Origin of the sequence: Marinobacter sp. EN3, assembly GCF_000475315.1 — a bacterium.
In the GTDB taxonomy this organism is placed as follows: domain Bacteria; phylum Pseudomonadota; class Gammaproteobacteria; order Pseudomonadales; family Oleiphilaceae; genus Marinobacter; species Marinobacter nauticus.
In genome coordinates, this window is the sequence record NZ_AXCC01000012.1 from 82,477 (window position 1) to 100,553 (window position 18,077).

Genomic DNA, 18,077 nt, shown 5'->3' on the forward strand with positions numbered 1-18,077 from the left:
CAGTCTCCTCAGATAACCACGGTGAGCATCAGATCCAGGGCCTTGATGGCCGCGAACGGCAGCAACAGACCACCCAATCCGAAGATCAGAAGGTTGCGGCGCAACAGCTGGGTGGCGGTTGCCGGTTTGAATTGCACGCCTTTGAGGGCGAAGGGGATCAACGCCGGGATAATCAGCGCATTAAAGATGGTTGCGGCCAACACCGCGCTCATCGGGTTTTCAAGATCAAGTACGTTCAGGGCATCCAGGGCCGGCAGACTGGTGACAAACAGCGCTGGCAGGATAGCGAAGTACTTGGCGACGTCGTTGGCCAGGGAGAAGGTGGTCAGGGAGCCTCGGGTAATCAGCAACTGCTTACCGATTTCCACCACTTCCAGCAGTTTGCCGGGGTCAGAATCCAGATCCACCATGTTGCCGGCTTCACGGGCGGCCTGGGTACCGGAGTTCATGGCAAGCCCCAGGTCGGCCTGCGCCAGAGCAGGCGCATCGTTGGTGCCGTCGCCCATCATGGCGACCATGCGCCCCTCTGCTTGCTCCTTGCGGATGATATCCAGCTTTTGCTCCGGCGTGGCCTCGGCGATGAAATCGTCAACGCCAGCTTCCGCTGCAATGGCGGCGGCCGTTACCGGGTTGTCGCCGGTGATCATTACCGTTTTGATGCCCATTTCCCGCAGTTTGGCAAACCGCTCCTTGATACCGGTTTTGATGACATCCGACAGGGCGATAACGCCGAGTACGCGGTTGCCTTCGGCCACCACCAGCGGCGTTGCACCGTTCTTGGCAACTCGTTCCACTAGGCGGTCGGTTTCCTGCGGATAGTGTCCGCCATTTTCGGTAACGAATTTGCGAATCGCATCCGTTGCACCTTTGCGGAGTATACGACCATCGGGCAAATCCACGCCGGACATACGGGTGTTGGCCGAGAACTCAATAAACTCGGTGCCTTCAGACGCTTCAGCGTCTGAGCCTTTGTCTCGGGCCAGGGCAACCACAGATTTGCCCTCTGGGGTAGGATCGGCCAGGGAGGTCAGTAATGCTGCGTCTCGCAATGTGCCTGGTGCGACGCCCTGAACGGCATCAAAGGCGGTTGCTTTGCGATCACCCAGAGTGATGGTTCCGGTTTTATCGAGCAGAAGGGTATCAATGGAGCCTGCCACTTCAACCGCCTTGCCGGACTTGGCAATCACATTGGCACGCATAGCCCGATCCATGCCTGCAATACCGATGGCCGGCAGGAGCCCGCCGATAGTCGTCGGAATCAGGCACACGAGCAGCGCTACTAACACCGAATAGGACGGCGTAGCGCCGACAAATCCACCAAAGGGCACCAGCGTGACCACCACGATCAGAAACACCAGGGTCATGGCGGCAAGCAGAACCGAAAGCGCCAGCTCGCTCGGCGTTTTCTGCCGCTTGGCGCCTTCAACCAGCGCGATCATACGATCCAGCAGTGAGTTGCCGGGGTCTACAGTCACCTCAACGACAATCTCATCGGAGAGTACTTTTGTGCCGGCACTGACACCGCTGTTATCGGTACGCGCCTCTCGCAACACGGGAGCCGATTCACCGGTGACGGCGGACTCGTTGATAGTCGCGGCGCCGGTGACAATTTCACCATCGGCAGGGATCAATTCGTTGGGTTTCACCAACACAAGGTCGCCCCGGCGCAGGTCGGTTGCCGGCACTTCCTTGTGCTGGTTGCCGTCCAGTTTGCGGGCTTTCAGATCCTTTCTTGTGGCCCTTAGTGCACCAGCCTGGGCCTTGCCACGTGCTTCGGCAACGGACTCAGCACCGTTAGCGAAGAGCACTGTAAACAGCAAGATGGCACAGATGGCGAAATCAAGCCCTGCGGGTTCCCCTTGGACCAGGTGAGTAAGGCCCAGAAGAAAGGTAACCAAGGTGCCGATACCGACGACCATCATGACCGGATTGCGGGCCAGATCCTTCGGCGACAGGCGTTTGATTGACTGGCCGATAACGCCACCGAGATCAAGCGAATCAGTCATTTTCGGGGTTTTATTCGACATCGTCGTTCTCCAATCAGGACATCAGAGCCAGGGCTTCAGCGATCGGGCCGAGAATCAGCACCGGCATAAAGCTCAGCAAGGTAAACATCACAATCACCGCCAGAGTCATCAGCCCGAAGGTGGGCGTATCAATGCCCAGGCTACCGCGACCTTCGGGAGCGGAACGCTTGGCCGCGAGCGAGGCAGCAATCGCCAGGGGCGCCAGGATGGGGATGAAGCGACCGAGAGCGAGGTTGACCGCGCAGGTCACGTTCCACCAGACACTGTCATCGTTAAGACCCTCAAAGCCGGAGCCATTGTTGGCAAAGGCAGACAGGTACTCGTAGACCACCTGGCTGATGGCGTGGAACCCCGGGTTGGAATTGCCGGTCAGCGCGGGGAAAGCGACCGTGATGGCGCTGAATCCAAGAATCAACAGGGGCTGAATGAGCAACGCGATGCAAACCAGCTTCATCTCCCGGGTTTCCAGGGCTTTACCGGCAATCTCCGGCGCCCGCCCAATCATCAGCGAACCAAGAAACGCAGCTAGCAGGATGAACAGAAGAAAGCCAATCAGCCCGACGCCAATTCCGCCGAAGGTGACATTGATGAACATGTCCATCATTGGAATCATGCCGCCGATGGGGTTGAAGCTGTCATGCATACCATTAACGGAGCCATTGGATGTCTGTGTTGACCAACTCCCCCAGAGTGCGGTTGCGGTCGCACCAAACCGAACTTCCTTGCCTTCCAGGTTCGGGCCTTCAGCGGCCAAACCAGAGAATGCTGCGTTAGGCTGGTTTTCGGACCATATAGCAACCGAGGTCAATGAGACGGACATCACCACCATCACACCCATCACCACCATTGCCAGTCGGCGACGGCCGGTCAGGAAACCAAGTGCAAAGACCATAGATGCGGGAATTATGACCAGAGACATGATTTGGACCGCGTTACTCAACGGTGTCGGGTTTTCCAGTGGAACGCTGGAATTGGGGCCATACCATCCACCGCCATTGGTGCCCACCTGCTTGATAGCGACCATTGGTGCGACTGGCCCGATGGGGATGTTCTGATCAGCCATCTCGGCTGTCTGATCCAGCGGAATTGCAGTGCGTGCACCTTCATAGCTATTGGGAACACCCTGAGAGGCTATGATCAAGGCAACGACAACAGCAACCGGGAGCATAACCCGAACGACTGCGCGGGTAATGTCCTCGTAGAAGTTACCCACCGAAACCGGACCCTCATCAGGCGCCTGTGATTTTTTGTCACCACGACCAAACAGTGTGCGGACAATGGCAACCAGGGCCGCCATGCCAGCTGCCGGCGTGACCACCTGAAGTGTGACAATGCCAAAGGTATGGGCGAGGTAACTCAGCTGAGCCTGCCCGGAGTAGTGCTGCTGGTTGGTATTGGTCAGGAACGAGACCGCCGTATGGAGCGCCAAATCCCAGCTCATGCCGTCGATAGCGTCCGGATTCAGGAAAAGAAAGCCTTGGGCCATCAGCAGTCCGAAGACGATCAGAACCAGAGCAAGGTGGAGTTTCAGCAACGCCTTGCCATAACCCTGCCAGCTCATGGGCTGGGAAGGGTCAACGCCGAACAGTCGGTACAGACCGTTTTCCACCGGCATAAAGACGGCTCCCGCCGTCCCCTTAGCGCCGCCGAAGACGCCTGCAATGTACTTGCCCAAGGGCCACGCCAAAAGAAGCGTGACAGCGTAGATTACGATGACCTCGTTCACAGCCGTTCCTCCAGATCAATGAACAGGAAACACAGGCCAAACAGCCCCAGAATCACGCCAATACCGATCAGTGCCATGGTCAGAACCTCTCGGGCCAGAGCAGGGCGGCAACCAGATAGCCACCGACTGCAACAGAAACAAGCAACAGGAATATAGACACACTTAATCTCCTTCAGTGAGTTTGCATTCCCATGGTGCTGGGGCAGGGCGTAAAAATTCGATGACCAAAACGGGGGTGGGGCGTAAAAAAGCCGTTAAAAATTCACCTGAACGTCCCAATAACGCGTTTTAGATGGGTAGACTCCAGGCCATAGTGAGCCCCCAATTTCGAGGTTATTCATGTCTGATCTTTTTCCAGTCCGATGCTTCTTCTGGAGACGCTGGCGCCAGGGCAGAGCGCTATTCATCATCCTGACGGGGCTGTTGCTGGGCGCCTGCGACCAGCCGCCCAGTCTCACTACATTGAGCGGCCCCGCTCAGGGAACGACCTGGAATGTCACCTTCTGGAAACCGGGTGGGGTAGCTGTCGACGCTGTAAAACAAGATATTGTTGATGAACTGGCACGCATTGATTCGCTGATGTCGAACTACCGGCCGGACAGCGCGATCGAGCGTTTTAACAGGGCTGACGTAGAGACGTCTTTAGTGGTTGGGGAGGAAGTTGTTGACCTGATTGCAAAGGCAAAAACGGTGAGCGAGGCCAGTCTTGGCTGCTACGACCTGACGATCAAACCCATCTTTGATCTCTGGGGATTCAGTGGCCAGCAGCTATCGGTACCTTCGAAGGTCGAGCTGCGGAATCGGTTGGATAAGGTCGGAATGGACCATGTGGCGCCGGGATCAAACGGCACCCTTTCCAAGTCCCGCTCAGATCTGCAGGTCGATCTGTCATCCATTGCTCAGGGGTATACCGTGGAAAAGATGGCTGGTGTGCTCGAATCCGCCGGGATTGAACACTACCTGGTGGAGCTGGGTGGCGAACTGAAAACTCGAGGCCACAAGCCAGGCGGCGAACCCTGGCGCGTCGCTATCGAACGCCCAACGCCGGGCGAGCGGTCGGTCCATAAGGTGATCACGATCCGTCGTGACGCTCCCGCATCGGTGATGACATCGGGCACCTACCGCCATTACTTCGACGATCAGGGCCGGCGATACAGCCATGTGCTGGATGCCCGAACCGGTCGGCCCGTCAGCCATGACACCGTGTCCGTTACCGTCCTCGACCAGGACCCCAGCCTGGCCGATGCATGGTCTACAGCCCTGCTTTGTTTGGGGGCGGACAACGGACGAGCCGTTGCCGACCGGCACGGAATTGCGGCCTTCTTCATCGAGGAGGTGGACGGAAAACTCAACGAGGCAACAACCAGCCAGTGGCGCGAGATGTCGGGAATAGATATTGATTGAATATCTTCCAGCCACAGACAGCCCGGCCCGAAGACCAATCGGTGTTACGGATCTTTTACGGGAGTCACGCTTTTTTTGCGCTTTTTTTACTGTTTCAGGCGGGGGGATGGGCTGCAAACTTAAGGCAGATACCCCCCGAACTCCAACACGTTTTCAGGGGTTCCATTCCATCTCAGGCAGGCTGAACCTTATGGCACGGAAAGATGTTGATAGAACCGGTCATACCGTTGAGAAAATCGGCGGAACCTCAATGAGCAATTTCGACGCAGTACGTAAGAACATCATCGTGGGCGACAAGCGTAACGAAGAGCTGTACAACAGAATCTTCGTTGTGTCTGCCTACGGTGGCGTGACCGATCAGCTGTTGGAGCACAAAAAGACGGGCAAACCTGGCATTTATGCGCTTTTCGCGGGTGCGGAGAATCGATGGGCCTGGGGAGATGATCTGACCCGCCTGGAAAAAAGCCTGACGGATATCAACCGTTCCCATTTTGAGGATTTGAGCCTCAGGCATCAGGCGGATCAGTTCATTCTTGATCGGGTAGAAGGGGTGAGGGAGTGCCTGATCGATCTTCAACGCCTCTGTTCATACGGGCACTTCCAGCTACGCCAACATCTGGTCAAAGTTCGGGAAATGCTGGCCGGCGTCGGTGAGGCCCATAGCGCCTTCAACACGTCACTTCGTCTGCAGTCAGAGGGAATCAACGCCCGATTTATCGACCTGACCGGATGGCGGGAGAGTGAACGGCTGTGTATGGATGAGAAGCTGAAACGATCGCTCGAGTCTGTCGACCTGACACGCGAACTACCGATTTGCACTGGGTATACCCAGTGCAAAGAGGGACTCATCGAGACCTTCGACAGAGGGTACAGTGAAATGACTTTTAGCCGCATTGCGGTGGTAACCGGCGCCAGGGAAGCGATCATTCATAAAGAGTTCCACTTGAGTTCGGCAGACCCGAACATTGTTGACCCCGCCAAAGTGGTGACTCTTGGTCGAGCGAATTACGACGTTGCCGATCAACTGGCGAACCTGGGCATGGAAGCAATTCACCCCAAAGCGGCGCGCGGACTGTGCAGCGAGGGTATCCCTTTGCGAATCAAGAATTCCTTCGAGCCCAAACACCCCGGCACATTGATTACCGGAGGCTATCAAGCGGAAACGCCGCAAACAGACATTGTGACCGGCCAGAAATCCGTCATGGCAGTGTCTGTTTTCGATCAGAACGCGCCCAGCATAGCCGAGATTGAAAGGACATTTCTCGACGTAACGTCGCGTTTTCGGGTGCATCGGATCAACCGCGAGAGCAATGCCAACACGCTCACGTTTTACCTGAGTGCGACCTTAAAGCAGGCCAAACGGATTGTGAATGAGCTTGGTAGTAACTTTTCCGGGGCCGAGATTAGCTTGCGCAAGGTAGCCGTGATCGCCGCGATCGGCAGCTCGCTCGACGTCAACAATGTTCTGATTGCGTCACTGGTGGCTTTTGAGCAAGAGTCGATTCAGGTTCTGGCAGCCCACCAAACCATGAGAGATGTGGAAGTTCAGTTTATCCTGGACAGCGATCAGTTCGATCACGCCGTCCGACTTCTGCACTCCGTGCTGATTGAAACGCGCCCGAAAGACAGGGAGGCTGTCGCTGCCTGATACTGAGTCACCCGACCGGGAATTCCGTTTTCGCAAAGCGGACGCGGGATTTACGACGTACCGTCAGGGTATAGCCCAGTGTCAGAGGTCCCAGCCGCCCGATCAGCATGATGGCCATGATTACCAGCTGGCCCGCAGTACCAAGTTCACCCGTTGTTCCCCGTGAAAGGCCAACCGTGCCGAACGCGGAAACCACCTCAAACGCGATATCCAGAAACTCATCCTCAACCAGAATGCTCAGTGATAGAACACCCAAAAAAACGACAGCCATCCCGATGGTTGCCGTGGCGAGGGCCTTGAGTACCGTCTCGCTACTCAGGGAGCGTTTGAAGAAACTGACGTTCAGATTCCCCCGCAAAAACGAACGGGTAGCGGCGAGCATAATGACGAACGTCGAGATTTTGATACCGCTGGACGTGGAGTTTGGGGCACCCCCAATAAACATCAGAAGCAACATCAACACGCTGGTGCCGGCGGTTAACGCGCCAATATCCAGGGTATTAAAGCCAGCTGTTCTGGGCGTCACTCCCTGAAACCAGGCAGCCAGGAGCTTGTCCCAGAAATTATCTAGCGCACCAAGAGTGGCGGGGTTGCCAAATTCAAGTAGCAGAATGGCGCCGGTGGCAAACAGGTTCAGCAGCAGGGTAGCCAGCAGAATGACTTTGACGTAAACCGACAGCCGCGACCAACAGCGTTTGTCGAAGAGCTCCATGACGACGATATAGCCCAGGCCGCCAGTGATAAACAAGGCCGTCACGGACAGGCTGATGCCAGGATGGTCAACGTAGGCAGAAAGGCTATCTGGCGACAGAGCAAAGCCGGCATTGTTAAACGCTGATATTGTGTAGAACAAGGCCTGGTAAAGACCCTCGGACCACCCCAGCTCCGGGACAAAAAACACGCCGAGTAACACAACGCCGATACCTTCTGCCGTCAATGCGAATACAGCTATTGACCCGCTGGCTCGCCTCGCTGTCTGAAGCGAGATCTCATTGAAGGCTTCCTGTGCAACCAATTGATGCTCCAGTCGGAGCTTGAAGCCCAAGGCGAGGGCTGTGAGTACGGCGAACGTCATCAGTCCCAGTCCGCCCAGTTGAATCAAGGTCAGAATGACCAGCTGCCCGAACAGGGTGTATTGACTCCCGGTGTCCACTACCACGAGACCGGTGACTGTGACTGCTGAGGTTGCGGTAAACGCCGCCTCCATCCAGGTCACTGGCTCGACGGTCGCAAAAGGCAACTTGAGCAGGCACGCGCCAAGAGCTATGAGAACCAGAAACGACTCAAGTAGGAGTCGGGGTGGGTTCATGCTTCCTTTTGAGGAAGGCTCGCCTCTGGCACCGTAGGAAACGAGATCCAGAAAATGGATTTTCATAGACGGTTAACCAGGTCCCTCAGGTCTTCGAGTTGGCCACCGAGGACTATCCTGTCGCCTTTTCGGATCTTCCACGAATGGTCCGGGTGAGGGTGCGCGTCCTTCATGCGCTTCACCACCAGCGCTTCTACCGGCTCGCCGTTGATTACCTCTCCAATGGTCTTGTCAACGAGGTCTTCTGTGGTGTGAAAATCCACGATGAAATAGTCGTCGTCGAGACCTAGGTAATCATGAACCATCGGATAGTTCAGTTCCTGGGAGATCCGCACCCCCATCTCATACTCCGGTGCAATGATTCGGTTAGCGCCAAGTCTCTCCAGAATCCGATGATGCTGGTTAGTAAGCGCTTTCGCCCAAACCTTTTTTACCCCAAGCTCCCGAAGCTGCAATGTGGCCAGCATGGTGGCTTCCACGTTTCTGCCAATGGCTACCACTGCGGCATCGTAGCTGCCCGCGTTCAGTTCTATCAGCGAGTTTTCGTCCGTGACATCCGCGATCACTGCATGAGTAATTTCATCAGCCAGTCGGTCAACTCGTTGTTCGTCCGAATCAATACCCAGCACTTCGTGGCCGAGACGCGTTAATTCGCGAGCGATCGTTGCCCCGAACACACCAAGGCCAATGACAATGAACTGTTGTTTTTCAATCATAGGTGCGGTTCCGGTATCGGTGACTGACTAGCTGAAGAAATCTTCTCACACCTTCGATGACCGTGTCCTTAGTGCCGTAAAAATACCGTAAAAATTCGCTTTGCACCGTCCTAATTCCACCCCGAATGTGATCTCCTTATGCCGTCTGAAGCAAATTTGGTCGAGAGCAGGGCATGTCGGCAATGGGAGTCTATCAATTGAAACCGGGCTTTTGGGGCCATATGGTGATTACGCTGGCTTGGCTCGGCTTTTTGGCTATTGCGAACAGACAGGCTTCGCAGCCAGTGGCGTCCATATTTCCTTATCTGGCACCGGTAGTCTTTTTTGCATGGGTATACAATGTAAGGTGGGGATTATTCTTTGCAGGCATTGCCACTCTCGCGGCACTTCCGGGTGATTATGTTGAGACTCATACGAGAGCGGAACTGCTCTATGCGGGTTTCTCAACTTATGCGCAATTGACGGGAGCCGTCATAGGCTGTGTGTTGGCTAAAATCATACGTGAACGGTCTGGGCGATCCTGATGGTGGCTCTGTTTAATATCCTTCCTGTCATACAGATACTTGGCTTTCTGCTGATTCTCCTCAGTTTCTTGATGACCTTGCCGGTGAACCTGCTGATGTTTGGCGACACGCCGGATTGGTTCGCGTTTGTAAAATCCGCAAGTATCTGTTTTGGCGTTGGCCTGGTGTGTTTTTTCAGTGCTGGTCGTAAGCGCTATGCGCTGAAACAACGGCAGATGTTCATTCTCACAGTGTCTGCCTGGGTATTTATTCCTTTGTTTTCCAGTCTCCCGTTGCTGCTGAGTGATCTCAAACTGAGTGTCACAGACGCTTTCTTCGAGAGCATTTCAGGGGTAACAACCACTGGTTCCACCGTAATGAGCGGTCTGGATAGCCTCCCCGCTGACATCCTGCTTTGGCGGTCCATGCTGCAGTGGATGGGCGGTATCGGCATTATCGGCATGGCCGTGGCAATCCTTCCATTCCTCAGAATCGGTGGTATGCGACTCTTCGCAACAGAATCTTCCGAATGGTCTGAGAAAGCGGTACCGCGCACAAATCGGTTAGCCCGTGGACTGGTGTTCAGCTACCTTACACTGACGTTTGGCTGCATCTTGACCTACTGGGCATTGGGGATGGACCTTTTCAACGCGGTGAATCATGCCCTGACCACGGTTTCTACTGGAGGATACTCGACGTCAGACAGCTCCATGGGGCAGTTTGATCAGCTCTCCATTTTGTTTGCATCGAGCATCTTTATGATGCTCGGCGGCATACCGTTTTTTCTGTTTGTCAGGCTGCTCAATGGCCAGGTGCAGCCACTCCTGAGAGACCAGCAGATCCACTTTTTTCTTAAGTTCCTTTTGTTGATCGCATGCCTGATTACCGTTTATCGGGTGGTGACTGACGGGACTTTTCCGGTCGATGCCTTCATTCATACTTTATTTAACGTGACATCGGTGGTTACCACGACCGGTTATGCATCCCAGGATTATTCGCTCTGGGGCCCCTTTGTGGTGGTGCTTTTTTTCTTTTTAACATTTGTGGGTGGGTGTTCTGGCTCAACCAGTGGCGGCATGAAGATGTTCCGCTTTCAGTTATCCATGCTGCTGCTGCGGGAGCAGGTACTTAGACTGCTCCATCCGAATGCGGTGATAGCAAGACACTACAACGGACGAATCATCAGCGATGATATCGTGGCGTCCAGCGTCGCTTTCTCTTTCATATTTTTGGCGACGCTGGCAGTCGTTGCGTCCATCCTGGCGTTATTGGGGCTCGACCTGACGACAAGCCTCAGTGGTGCAGCCACCGCACTGGCGAACGTTGGGCCAGGCCTGGGTGACACTATTGGTCCAGCCGGTAATTTTCAAACCTTGCCGGACCCGGCCAAATGGGTTTTGATGGTAGCCATGTTGCTCGGAAGGCTGGAACTGCTCAGTGTCTTTGTGATGTTCTCGCCGCATTTTTGGCGTAGCTAATGAAAAGGCTGATGAACAAGAAGATACAGCGCACGTCGTTTGAGCAATGCGCAATGTTCTTGTTTTGACGCTGCCTAGTGCAGAACACTTAGCAAACCGTCAAAATTCGACAGGCGGGCTCGAATCTGAATGTTCGCTTTGCGACCAATGTGGCCACCAGGGCACCGCAATGAGCTCGGTCGATCAGTAGATCGCTTGTTGGGAGTGTCCGAGGTTCTGGATCATCAGTTCATCCGCATCGATGCGGCCTGACAGGCATCGTTATTCGAATTAATCTCAAACCTATATCACCTCTGTGAACCAAGGCATCAACGGTGCCTCCTTCCATTTTCACAGAGGTATTTCTCCATGAATGAACAATGCCCCAAGTGCCTGTCCGAGCGGATTGGCAAGAATAACTATGGCAAGAAAGCCGCTGGTGTCGTCGGTGCGGCAGCCGGTGTTTATGGCGGTTATGCATCCGCTATTGCAGGCGCCCGGACCGGAGCGATGGTAGGTGCCATGGCAGGCCCGGTAACGGGTATCGGCGGTGCAGTTATTGGCGGCTTGCTCGGCGGCGTCACGGGTGTCTCCGCTGGCATCATCCTGGGTGACGTGCTGGATGAGCAGGTGCTAGATAACTTCCGCTGCCTGGGATGTGGTCACTCCTTCAGTAAAGAATCGGAGCCCGAAGAAGAAAGCACCGGTAACCCCACTACCAAATTCCCAAAGGAGTAACCCCGTGGCCCATCTCATCGAGCAAATGGCCTACGTTGGCCAAACCCCTTGGCATGGCCTGGGGAATGAACTGACCTCTAATCAACCACTGGAAGTTTGGGCCAGACAGGCTGGCCTTGACTGGCAGATCGAGGAGAGCCCGGTGCGGTTTGTTACCAACTCCGGCGGTAATTTGGGTGAGATCCTGTCCTACCCGGATTCGAAGGTGTTGTATCGCTCGGATACCAAAGCGCCACTCTCGGTCGTCGGTAACCGCTTCAAGGTGGTTCAGCCGGAGGAAATACTGGAGTTCTACCGGGACCTCACCGAGGTTTCCGGTTTTGAACTGGAAACAGCCGGTGTTCTGAAAGGCGGCCGGAAAATGTGGGCGCTGGCTCGCACCGGCCAATCCGGTGTGCTGAAGGGCAATGACCAAACTAACGCCTACGTCCTGTTGGCTACGGCCTGTGATGGCACCATGGCCACGACGGCCCAATTCACCAGCATTCGGGTGGTGTGTAACAACACCCTGGCTGTGGCTCTGAAGGATTCCACGGCCAATGCCGTGAAGGTGAAGCACAACACCGCCTTCGATGCAGACCTGGTGAAGAAGCAGCTCGGTATTTCCGTTTCCGCCTGGGACGATTTCATGTATCGCCTGAAAACCCTGAGCGAGCGGAAGGTGAAAACCACCGAGGCCAGGAATTACTTCCTGAAGGTGTTCACCGACGATTCCGGTACCGGCGTTGGCAAAACCAACGAACGGTCCATGGCCAAGGCTCTGTCCTTGTACGAAGGGGAGGGCATGGGCGCCACACTGGCATCGTCGGACGGCACTGCTTATGGATTGCTGAACGCAGTCACCGAGTTCATTGATCATCAACGCCGCGCTAAAACCGTTGACCACCGGCTCGATTCCGCATGGTTCGGCAATGGCGCTTCCATCAAAAATCGCGCACTCGAACAGGCGATGTCACTTGTGGTCTGAAGTCAGTTTCATACACCTAAAACCGCCATAAAGCCCACCGGAGCCTCGCGCTCTGGTGGGCTTTTTTATGTCTGGAGGAAAACACCATGGGCATGAGCGCAAACGTCATTCCGAAACAACGGCCAGCATTGCGACTGGTTTCAACGAAAGGTCTCAGCCGCGATGAATGGCTGAAGGTCCGTAAACAAGGCATTGGCAGCAGTGATGCTGCGGCTGCGGTGGGCATGAACCCATACCAGTCTCAACTGGAACTCTGGATGGTCAAAACCGGTCGAGATGCCGGTATGCCAAAACCGGACTCGGATGATCCAGAATCACCGGTCTACTGGGGCCATATCTTGGAACCCATTGTGGCTGAGCAGTACAGCCGACAAACCGGCCGTAAGGTCCGGCGAGTGAATGCGGTGCTGCAGCATCCTGATCCGGACAAGCACTGGATGCTGGCCAACCTGGATTATTCCGTGGTGGCCGATGACGAGGTGCAAGTCTTGGAATGCAAAACCGCTGGCGAGTTTGGTGCGCGTCTCTGGAAGGACGGTGTGCCGGATTACATTCAGTGCCAGGTACAGCACCAGCTGGCGGTCACGGGCAAGCAGGCAGCGGATGTCTGCGTGTTGCTGTGTGGCCAGTCACTCAAGATCTTCCGAATCGAGCGAAATGAAGAGCTGATTGAAGCGTTGATCACACTGGAACGTCAGTTCTGGAGTTACGTAGAAACGGATACACCACCCCCGGTGGATGGCACGGCGTCGGCGGAACGTGCGCTGCGCCATCTCTATCCCGAGGACCAGGGCGAGACCCTGGACTTCAGCGAAAGCAAGGAGCTGTCCGATGCGTTCAGCGAGTTGCTGGCGATTCGTTCTGAGATGGAGGCTCTCAAGTCCACTGAATCCCATCTGAAGCAGCGCATTCAAAGCCACATGGGCGAGGCCTCCAAGGCCACGTTCCCGAGTGGCAGCGTGAGCTGGAAACGGAGCAAGGATTCCGTGGGGCTCAACGTCAAACAGCTACTGAAAGACCTGCCGGAATTGCTGGAGCAGTATCCCCTCACCAAACCGGGCAGTCGCCGGTTTCTGATCCATGCCTAATATCCCCTTGGCCACGCGGGTGTAACGAGTGCCCCGTGGCCCTTTTTCAGGAGAATCATCATGATTAAAGGGTTAGCCATCACGCCTCCCGTTTTGGGGCGCATCAGTATTGGTCGGGTCGTTGAGAAGAACGGCATCCGGCTGCCTCAAAAAGACAATCAATTCACCATCACTTCCCAGATCCAGGAAAAGGATGGCTGGGTACTGCACCCTCTGGATGAAGAGCTGAGAAAAGACGCGCCCAACAACAAGCTGCGAACCATTCCGGTACGCATGCTGTTCAACGAGGCGGATCTCAACCTGCGTGCTGAGTACACCATGTTCGACCGCAAAAGTGGGCGGCCCATGTGTGTCGGGAACGGCGATACCTGTAAGCGCCTGACGCAATCCGGTGTGCAGTCATTGCCGTGCCCAGGGCCAACGCTCTGCGAGTTCGGCAAAGGAGGGCTGTGTAAGCCCTATGGCCGGCTGAATGTGAAAATCGGTGACGACGACGATCTTGGCACCTTCATCTTCCGCACAACGGGTTACAACAGCATTCGGACGTTGGCGGCCCGACTGAGCTATTACCAGGCGGCGTCGGGTGGCCTGTTGGCTTACATGCCACTGGAATTGAAGCTACGGGGCAAAAGCACGACACAGAGCCGCCGAACGCCCATTTTCTATGTGGATCTGGTGATCAAGGAGGGCCTGTCATTGCAGGAAGCGGTGGCGAAAGCGAAGGAAATAGCCAACCAGGTGGCAGAAGAGGGCATAGACCAAGCCGCGCTGGATGCGGCGGCTGCCAAGGGATTTGGGAATGCGTTGTTTGAGTATGATGAGGACGAGATGACTGAAGTTGTGGAGGAGTTTTATCCGGCAGCTCCAGTCGGGCGTTCTACAGACAGTTCGGTAGTAGCCTCTAATTTCAGGAAAAACTTGGAGTCTCAGCACTCAGTAGCCGGATAGAGACTGACGAGTGGCCCTTTCGGGGGCCACTCGTCAGTGTACTGGTGAATTTATTTTTTGTTTAAAACAGTGCTACCCCGTACATGAAACTGGATCTGTGAACCAGCAAATACCCATCGAGTTGGCCTAAGTTTTTCCTGCCGGGATGGTTGCCGCAGAGGGGTATTGGTTTCGCTCCGTTGGGCGGAATGGTCGCAAATCTACACAGAAGGCGGCTTTATCTCACTGAGAGGTGCCGACCGTATCGGGACTTAGCCTGTCATAGCCTTGGTATGGCTGATATAGGCTATGCCAAAAGTACTCGACGGCACCGTCAATCATCTCTTGCGTGTCCGGAATGCTTTTAACTGGCCACTCCGCGCCACCATAGCGAAGCAATAGCAGCTTGTATTTTTCGCACGCTTTAGCGTTGAATCCGGCTGGTTTCATGACCGCGTAAACCGCAAGGGCGTCCCTCGCAGTTTCTCCGCGCAGTTCGCCAAACCCATTGAATCGACAACAGTCGAGCGCTTGGTCGAACTTTCCTTTAGCTGTAGAAAAATCATTTTTCGACAAAGCGTGTTTCGCTTCGAATTGCAGAATGAACGCATCGAAGCGGTCTGAAGGTGAGGCCGCGCGAAGCCTTCTTAAAAGCTCTTCCACTATCCTCTCCGCAGCATCGGGACGACAACGCTTATCCGGATCGTTAAGGAACTGCCCCAAAAGACAGGTGTAGCTATAAACCGTTTTCGTGCTCGAATCTGCGAGCTGAATCATCCGGGTCGCCGCTGCCATTCTCGTCGTTAAGTTGACTCGATCCATCGACGCTAGGTTGTTAAGAGCAATCCAGTTGTTTGTTTCTGGTATCGCTTTGTGCAGTTGACCCCAGCTCTGAGCAATCAACAAACGCTCGGTCTGCTTCTCCACTTCCGCTCTTGTTTCTATGGCTTCGATCTTTGAAGTCATTGTTTTTTTGAACTCATTTTCCGGAAAGTTGAAGGGGGCCTCGTTTTCCAATGGGGCTTCTGGAAATGCTCTCAGAAAGTATTGATTGAGCCGGTTTGATAGCTGTTGGAACCCAGATTCATGCGGAAAAACTGCTAGGTAGGTAGTGTGGGCGAGGAGCTGACGTCTTTCCTGGAGTAGTTGAGCAAACAGCGACTTTTCTGCATTTTCAGTTGCTGTTTGGTCGCAGCACTCAATTGTCAGATTGTAGACGTCTTGGAAAATCGCGAGCACTTGCAGCGCTTTATTTGAGAGAGGACAGGTCTCAAGGAGGTTTGCTGAGCCGTCGTGTAGGGCGCGATGTAAACGCTTATAGGTATCTTGTGCGGCTGCGGCGATGCGAAGTCTATGGCGTATCAGGGAAACTGAAGGGGGTGCATACCGGTCACAGAGCAATGAGTATGCATACTCTTTCCCTTCCCTGTTGGCTTTGCCAGCCATCAATAATTCAGCGCCCTGGAGCCCGCCTATGGGAATTTGACGGCTGAGCTCTATTTCTGAAAGTCCCTTCCAACGAACGAAGTCGATGAACGTGGCAAGCTTCTCGTCAGCGCTCAAGTGTTCATGTCGCTCTAGTCCTCCCGGAAATTTGAGCGTCAATGAGTCATTGAAGTAGGCCTCGATTGTATTCATTTCCGGGACTGGGGCGTCCGTGAGCCAGCTTTTCAGCGTTTTTTGGATGGATTTGACATCAGCAACGGCTTCTCCATCTTTACTGAATACGGTATTCGACTCTGCCAGCACCGTTGATAGATCATCGACGCTGCAGTCCATCAGATCGAGAAGCCAGTACAACGTTTTCTGAACTGGCATTGCCAGCATTTCAGGATTTTCGTCGGATGGTGAGGGTAGGTACCAGAATTCGCCTCCTGGCATCCCTTCATCGGTGCGAGCTTCGTGATCCCAAAAGGCCAAGTGCCGTGCAAGCCCCGGAGCATACACATGGGTAGCCAGCATCCAGAGAACCTGACGCATATCAGCTTGACCAACCCAGGTGTTTCGCTCCAGGAAATTGTTCAAGGTTTCCCAACGCGCAAAGTTTGTTCTCGCATCCCTTCTCTGATCAGCATTGAGGCCGAGTGCTGCCAGAATGTCGTCTGTGTAGTCGTGGATTGTTTGGAGCTGGAAATCGAAGCCTTTGCGAAACGACTCGAGCTGTTTGCGTTTTTTATCGGGAGGTCCAGCCTGGAATACCTGTCGAACGAATGCCAGCACTGATTCCATGGGTGGAATTGAAGCCACTTGAGAGATCCTTTGATTTTTTTGAGGGGGTGGGAACTCGCTTTCCCCAGCAACGTGCTGCAGAAATTTATCGTCTCTTCTTCACCCAAAGAAGGAGAGTCAAAATGCTGCACTACAGTGCTCACAATCCGAAACAACTGGTTATCAATTGGCACCTGACGGAAGCCTGCAACTATTCCTGCCGCTACTGCTACGCGCACTGGCAGCGCCATGAATCGGCGAGGGATCTTATTCGGCAAGAATACCAGATACATAAGTTGTTGTTAGAGCTCCGGGAGTTCTTTGATCCGATCAATTCGCGGAACCCGTTGGCATGGAAAATGGCCTGGTCGAATACCCGGTTGAATATCGCGGGCGGCGAACCCCTGTTGTTTCCCTCTGTGGTCGAAGAGACTGTCAAACTCGCTAGTAGGGTTGGACTCAAGGCCTCGCTGATAACGAACGGGTCGCTCCTTACAGAACGAATGGCTCGCAGAATCGGCCCGGGGTTAGAAGTCCTTGGTATCAGCATTGATTCGGCTGATGCCTTTAATAATCAGCTCATTGGCCGCGTGAATTCGCAAGGATCGTTTCTGGATATCAGGCAGCTACAGAGTTCTGTCGAGGCGATTAGAGAGAGAAATCCGGCAATCAAGATCAAACTCAATACGGTGATAAATAGGGTGAACTGGCGGGATGATTTCTCGGACCTGGTAACGCTACTGCGACCGGATAAGTGGAAGATCCTGAGAGCACTGCCGGTAATTGATCAATCTATGACAGTTAGTGATGAGCAGTTTGGATCTTTTGTTGAGCGCCATCAGCAGCGTCATCGCAGAATTACGGTAGTTGAGGACAACCCGGACATGGTTGAATCCTACATCATGGTTGATCCTCAGGGCCGCTTTTTTCAGAACTCACCCTGCGACGCTGGGTACCAATATAGCCAGCCCATCCTTGATGTTGGTGTGGCGAAGGCTTTTGAACAGATCAGTTTTAATGCTGATCGATTTGTTGCTCGGTATGTCGGTGAAGCCGGGGGTGCCGAATGACGTTCTCATCAGATAAGGACATTAATCGGTTCGCGAAACATCTGGTTCGCCATGGCTGGAGATTCAAGCAGGGTAGAAAACATGGGAAATTGCTGCCTCCAGAGTCTCCGGAAATGGTCGTGATTCCATCGACTCCCAGCAAGAAGAGGGCGCTGCAGGAGATGGAGTCAACTGTAAAAAGGATAGCCCGCCGGGGTTGAGAGTCAGCGGCTGCCCGGAATATGGTAGCCTCACAGGCATTTCTGGCGTCGGAAAGTCGGGCGTAAAGTAAAGTGCGCGGCTTTAAGCT

14 protein-coding genes are annotated in these 18,077 nt (G+C 54.4%); 8 read left to right on the plus strand and 6 right to left on the minus strand.

What is annotated here, in order from left to right:
- Positions 1-8 precede the first annotated feature (8 nt).
- From kdpB to kdpF, 3 genes are all read right to left on the minus strand, one after another.
- On the minus strand, positions 9-2,027 hold the full coding sequence (gene kdpB, locus Q675_RS24290; protein WP_023010780.1) for a potassium-transporting ATPase subunit KdpB: 2,019 nt from the start codon (positions 2,025-2,027) through the stop codon (positions 9-11).
- 13 nt (positions 2,028-2,040) lie between these two features.
- On the minus strand, positions 2,041-3,753 hold the full coding sequence (kdpA, locus tag Q675_RS24295) for a potassium-transporting ATPase subunit KdpA (RefSeq protein WP_031211126.1): 1,713 nt from the start codon (positions 3,751-3,753) through the stop codon (positions 2,041-2,043).
- Between the two features lie 79 nt (positions 3,754-3,832).
- Positions 3,833-3,913, minus strand: coding sequence for a K(+)-transporting ATPase subunit F (gene kdpF / locus Q675_RS38605; RefSeq protein WP_081698840.1), 81 nt, complete (start codon positions 3,911-3,913; stop codon positions 3,833-3,835).
- Positions 3,914-4,092: 179 nt separating this feature from the next.
- Between kdpF and Q675_RS24300 the strand changes: the two genes are divergently transcribed.
- Together Q675_RS24300 and Q675_RS24305 are read left to right on the plus strand one after the other, a co-directional pair.
- Positions 4,093-5,157, plus strand: coding sequence for an FAD:protein FMN transferase (locus Q675_RS24300; RefSeq protein WP_081698841.1), 1,065 nt, complete (start codon positions 4,093-4,095; stop codon positions 5,155-5,157).
- A 190-nt stretch (positions 5,158-5,347) separates the two neighbouring features.
- On the plus strand, positions 5,348-6,805 hold the full coding sequence (locus Q675_RS24305) for an aspartate kinase (RefSeq protein WP_023010783.1): 1,458 nt from the start codon (positions 5,348-5,350) through the stop codon (positions 6,803-6,805).
- A gap of 7 nt (positions 6,806-6,812) precedes the next feature.
- Here Q675_RS24305 and Q675_RS24310 read toward each other — a convergent pair whose 3' ends face one another.
- On the minus strand, positions 6,813-8,180 hold the full coding sequence (locus tag Q675_RS24310) for a TrkH family potassium uptake protein (protein WP_023010784.1): 1,368 nt from the start codon (positions 8,178-8,180) through the stop codon (positions 6,813-6,815).
- Entirely contained in the window at positions 8,177-8,830 is a 654-nt protein-coding gene (locus Q675_RS24315) for a potassium channel family protein (protein ID WP_023010785.1), read from the minus strand. Before Q675_RS24315 ends, Q675_RS24310 begins: the two co-directional genes overlap by 4 nt.
- A 523-nt stretch (positions 8,831-9,353) precedes the next feature.
- On the opposite strand from Q675_RS24315, the gene Q675_RS24325 reads away from it, so the two are divergent.
- The 5 genes from Q675_RS24325 to Q675_RS24345 all read left to right on the plus strand — a co-directional run bounded on the left by Q675_RS24325 (position 9,354) and on the right by Q675_RS24345 (position 14,531).
- A complete protein-coding gene (locus Q675_RS24325; protein ID WP_023010787.1) occupies positions 9,354-10,811 on the plus strand; it encodes a TrkH family potassium uptake protein in 1,458 nt (485 codons plus the stop codon).
- Between the two features lie 348 nt (positions 10,812-11,159).
- Positions 11,160-11,528, plus strand: coding sequence for a hypothetical protein (locus Q675_RS24330; protein ID WP_023010788.1), 369 nt, complete (start codon positions 11,160-11,162; stop codon positions 11,526-11,528).
- A gap of 4 nt (positions 11,529-11,532) precedes the next feature.
- On the plus strand, positions 11,533-12,495 hold the full coding sequence (locus tag Q675_RS24335; protein WP_023010789.1) for a DUF932 domain-containing protein: 963 nt from the start codon (positions 11,533-11,535) through the stop codon (positions 12,493-12,495).
- Between the two features lie 86 nt (positions 12,496-12,581).
- Complete coding sequence (locus tag Q675_RS24340; RefSeq protein ID WP_023010790.1) at positions 12,582-13,583, plus strand: YqaJ viral recombinase family protein; 1,002 nt, start codon at positions 12,582-12,584, stop codon at positions 13,581-13,583.
- A gap of 60 nt (positions 13,584-13,643) precedes the next feature.
- The gene (locus Q675_RS24345; protein WP_023010791.1) at positions 13,644-14,531 is read left to right on the plus strand and encodes a hypothetical protein; all 888 of its coding nucleotides are present in this window, start codon (positions 13,644-13,646) and stop codon (positions 14,529-14,531) included.
- Between the two features lie 222 nt (positions 14,532-14,753).
- Here the strand turns inward: Q675_RS24345 and Q675_RS37705 are convergent, their stop codons facing one another.
- A complete protein-coding gene (locus Q675_RS37705; RefSeq protein ID WP_152525353.1) occupies positions 14,754-16,757 on the minus strand; it encodes a hypothetical protein in 2,004 nt (667 codons plus the stop codon).
- On the opposite strand from Q675_RS37705, the gene Q675_RS24350 reads away from it, so the two are divergent.
- Positions 16,721-17,788 (plus strand): viperin family antiviral radical SAM protein, encoded by a 1,068-nt coding sequence (locus Q675_RS24350; protein ID WP_200861828.1) that lies wholly within the window; start codon positions 16,721-16,723, stop codon positions 17,786-17,788. The two genes, Q675_RS37705 and Q675_RS24350, sit on opposite strands and share 37 nt — an antisense overlap.
- Positions 17,789-18,077: the final 289 nt, after the last annotated feature.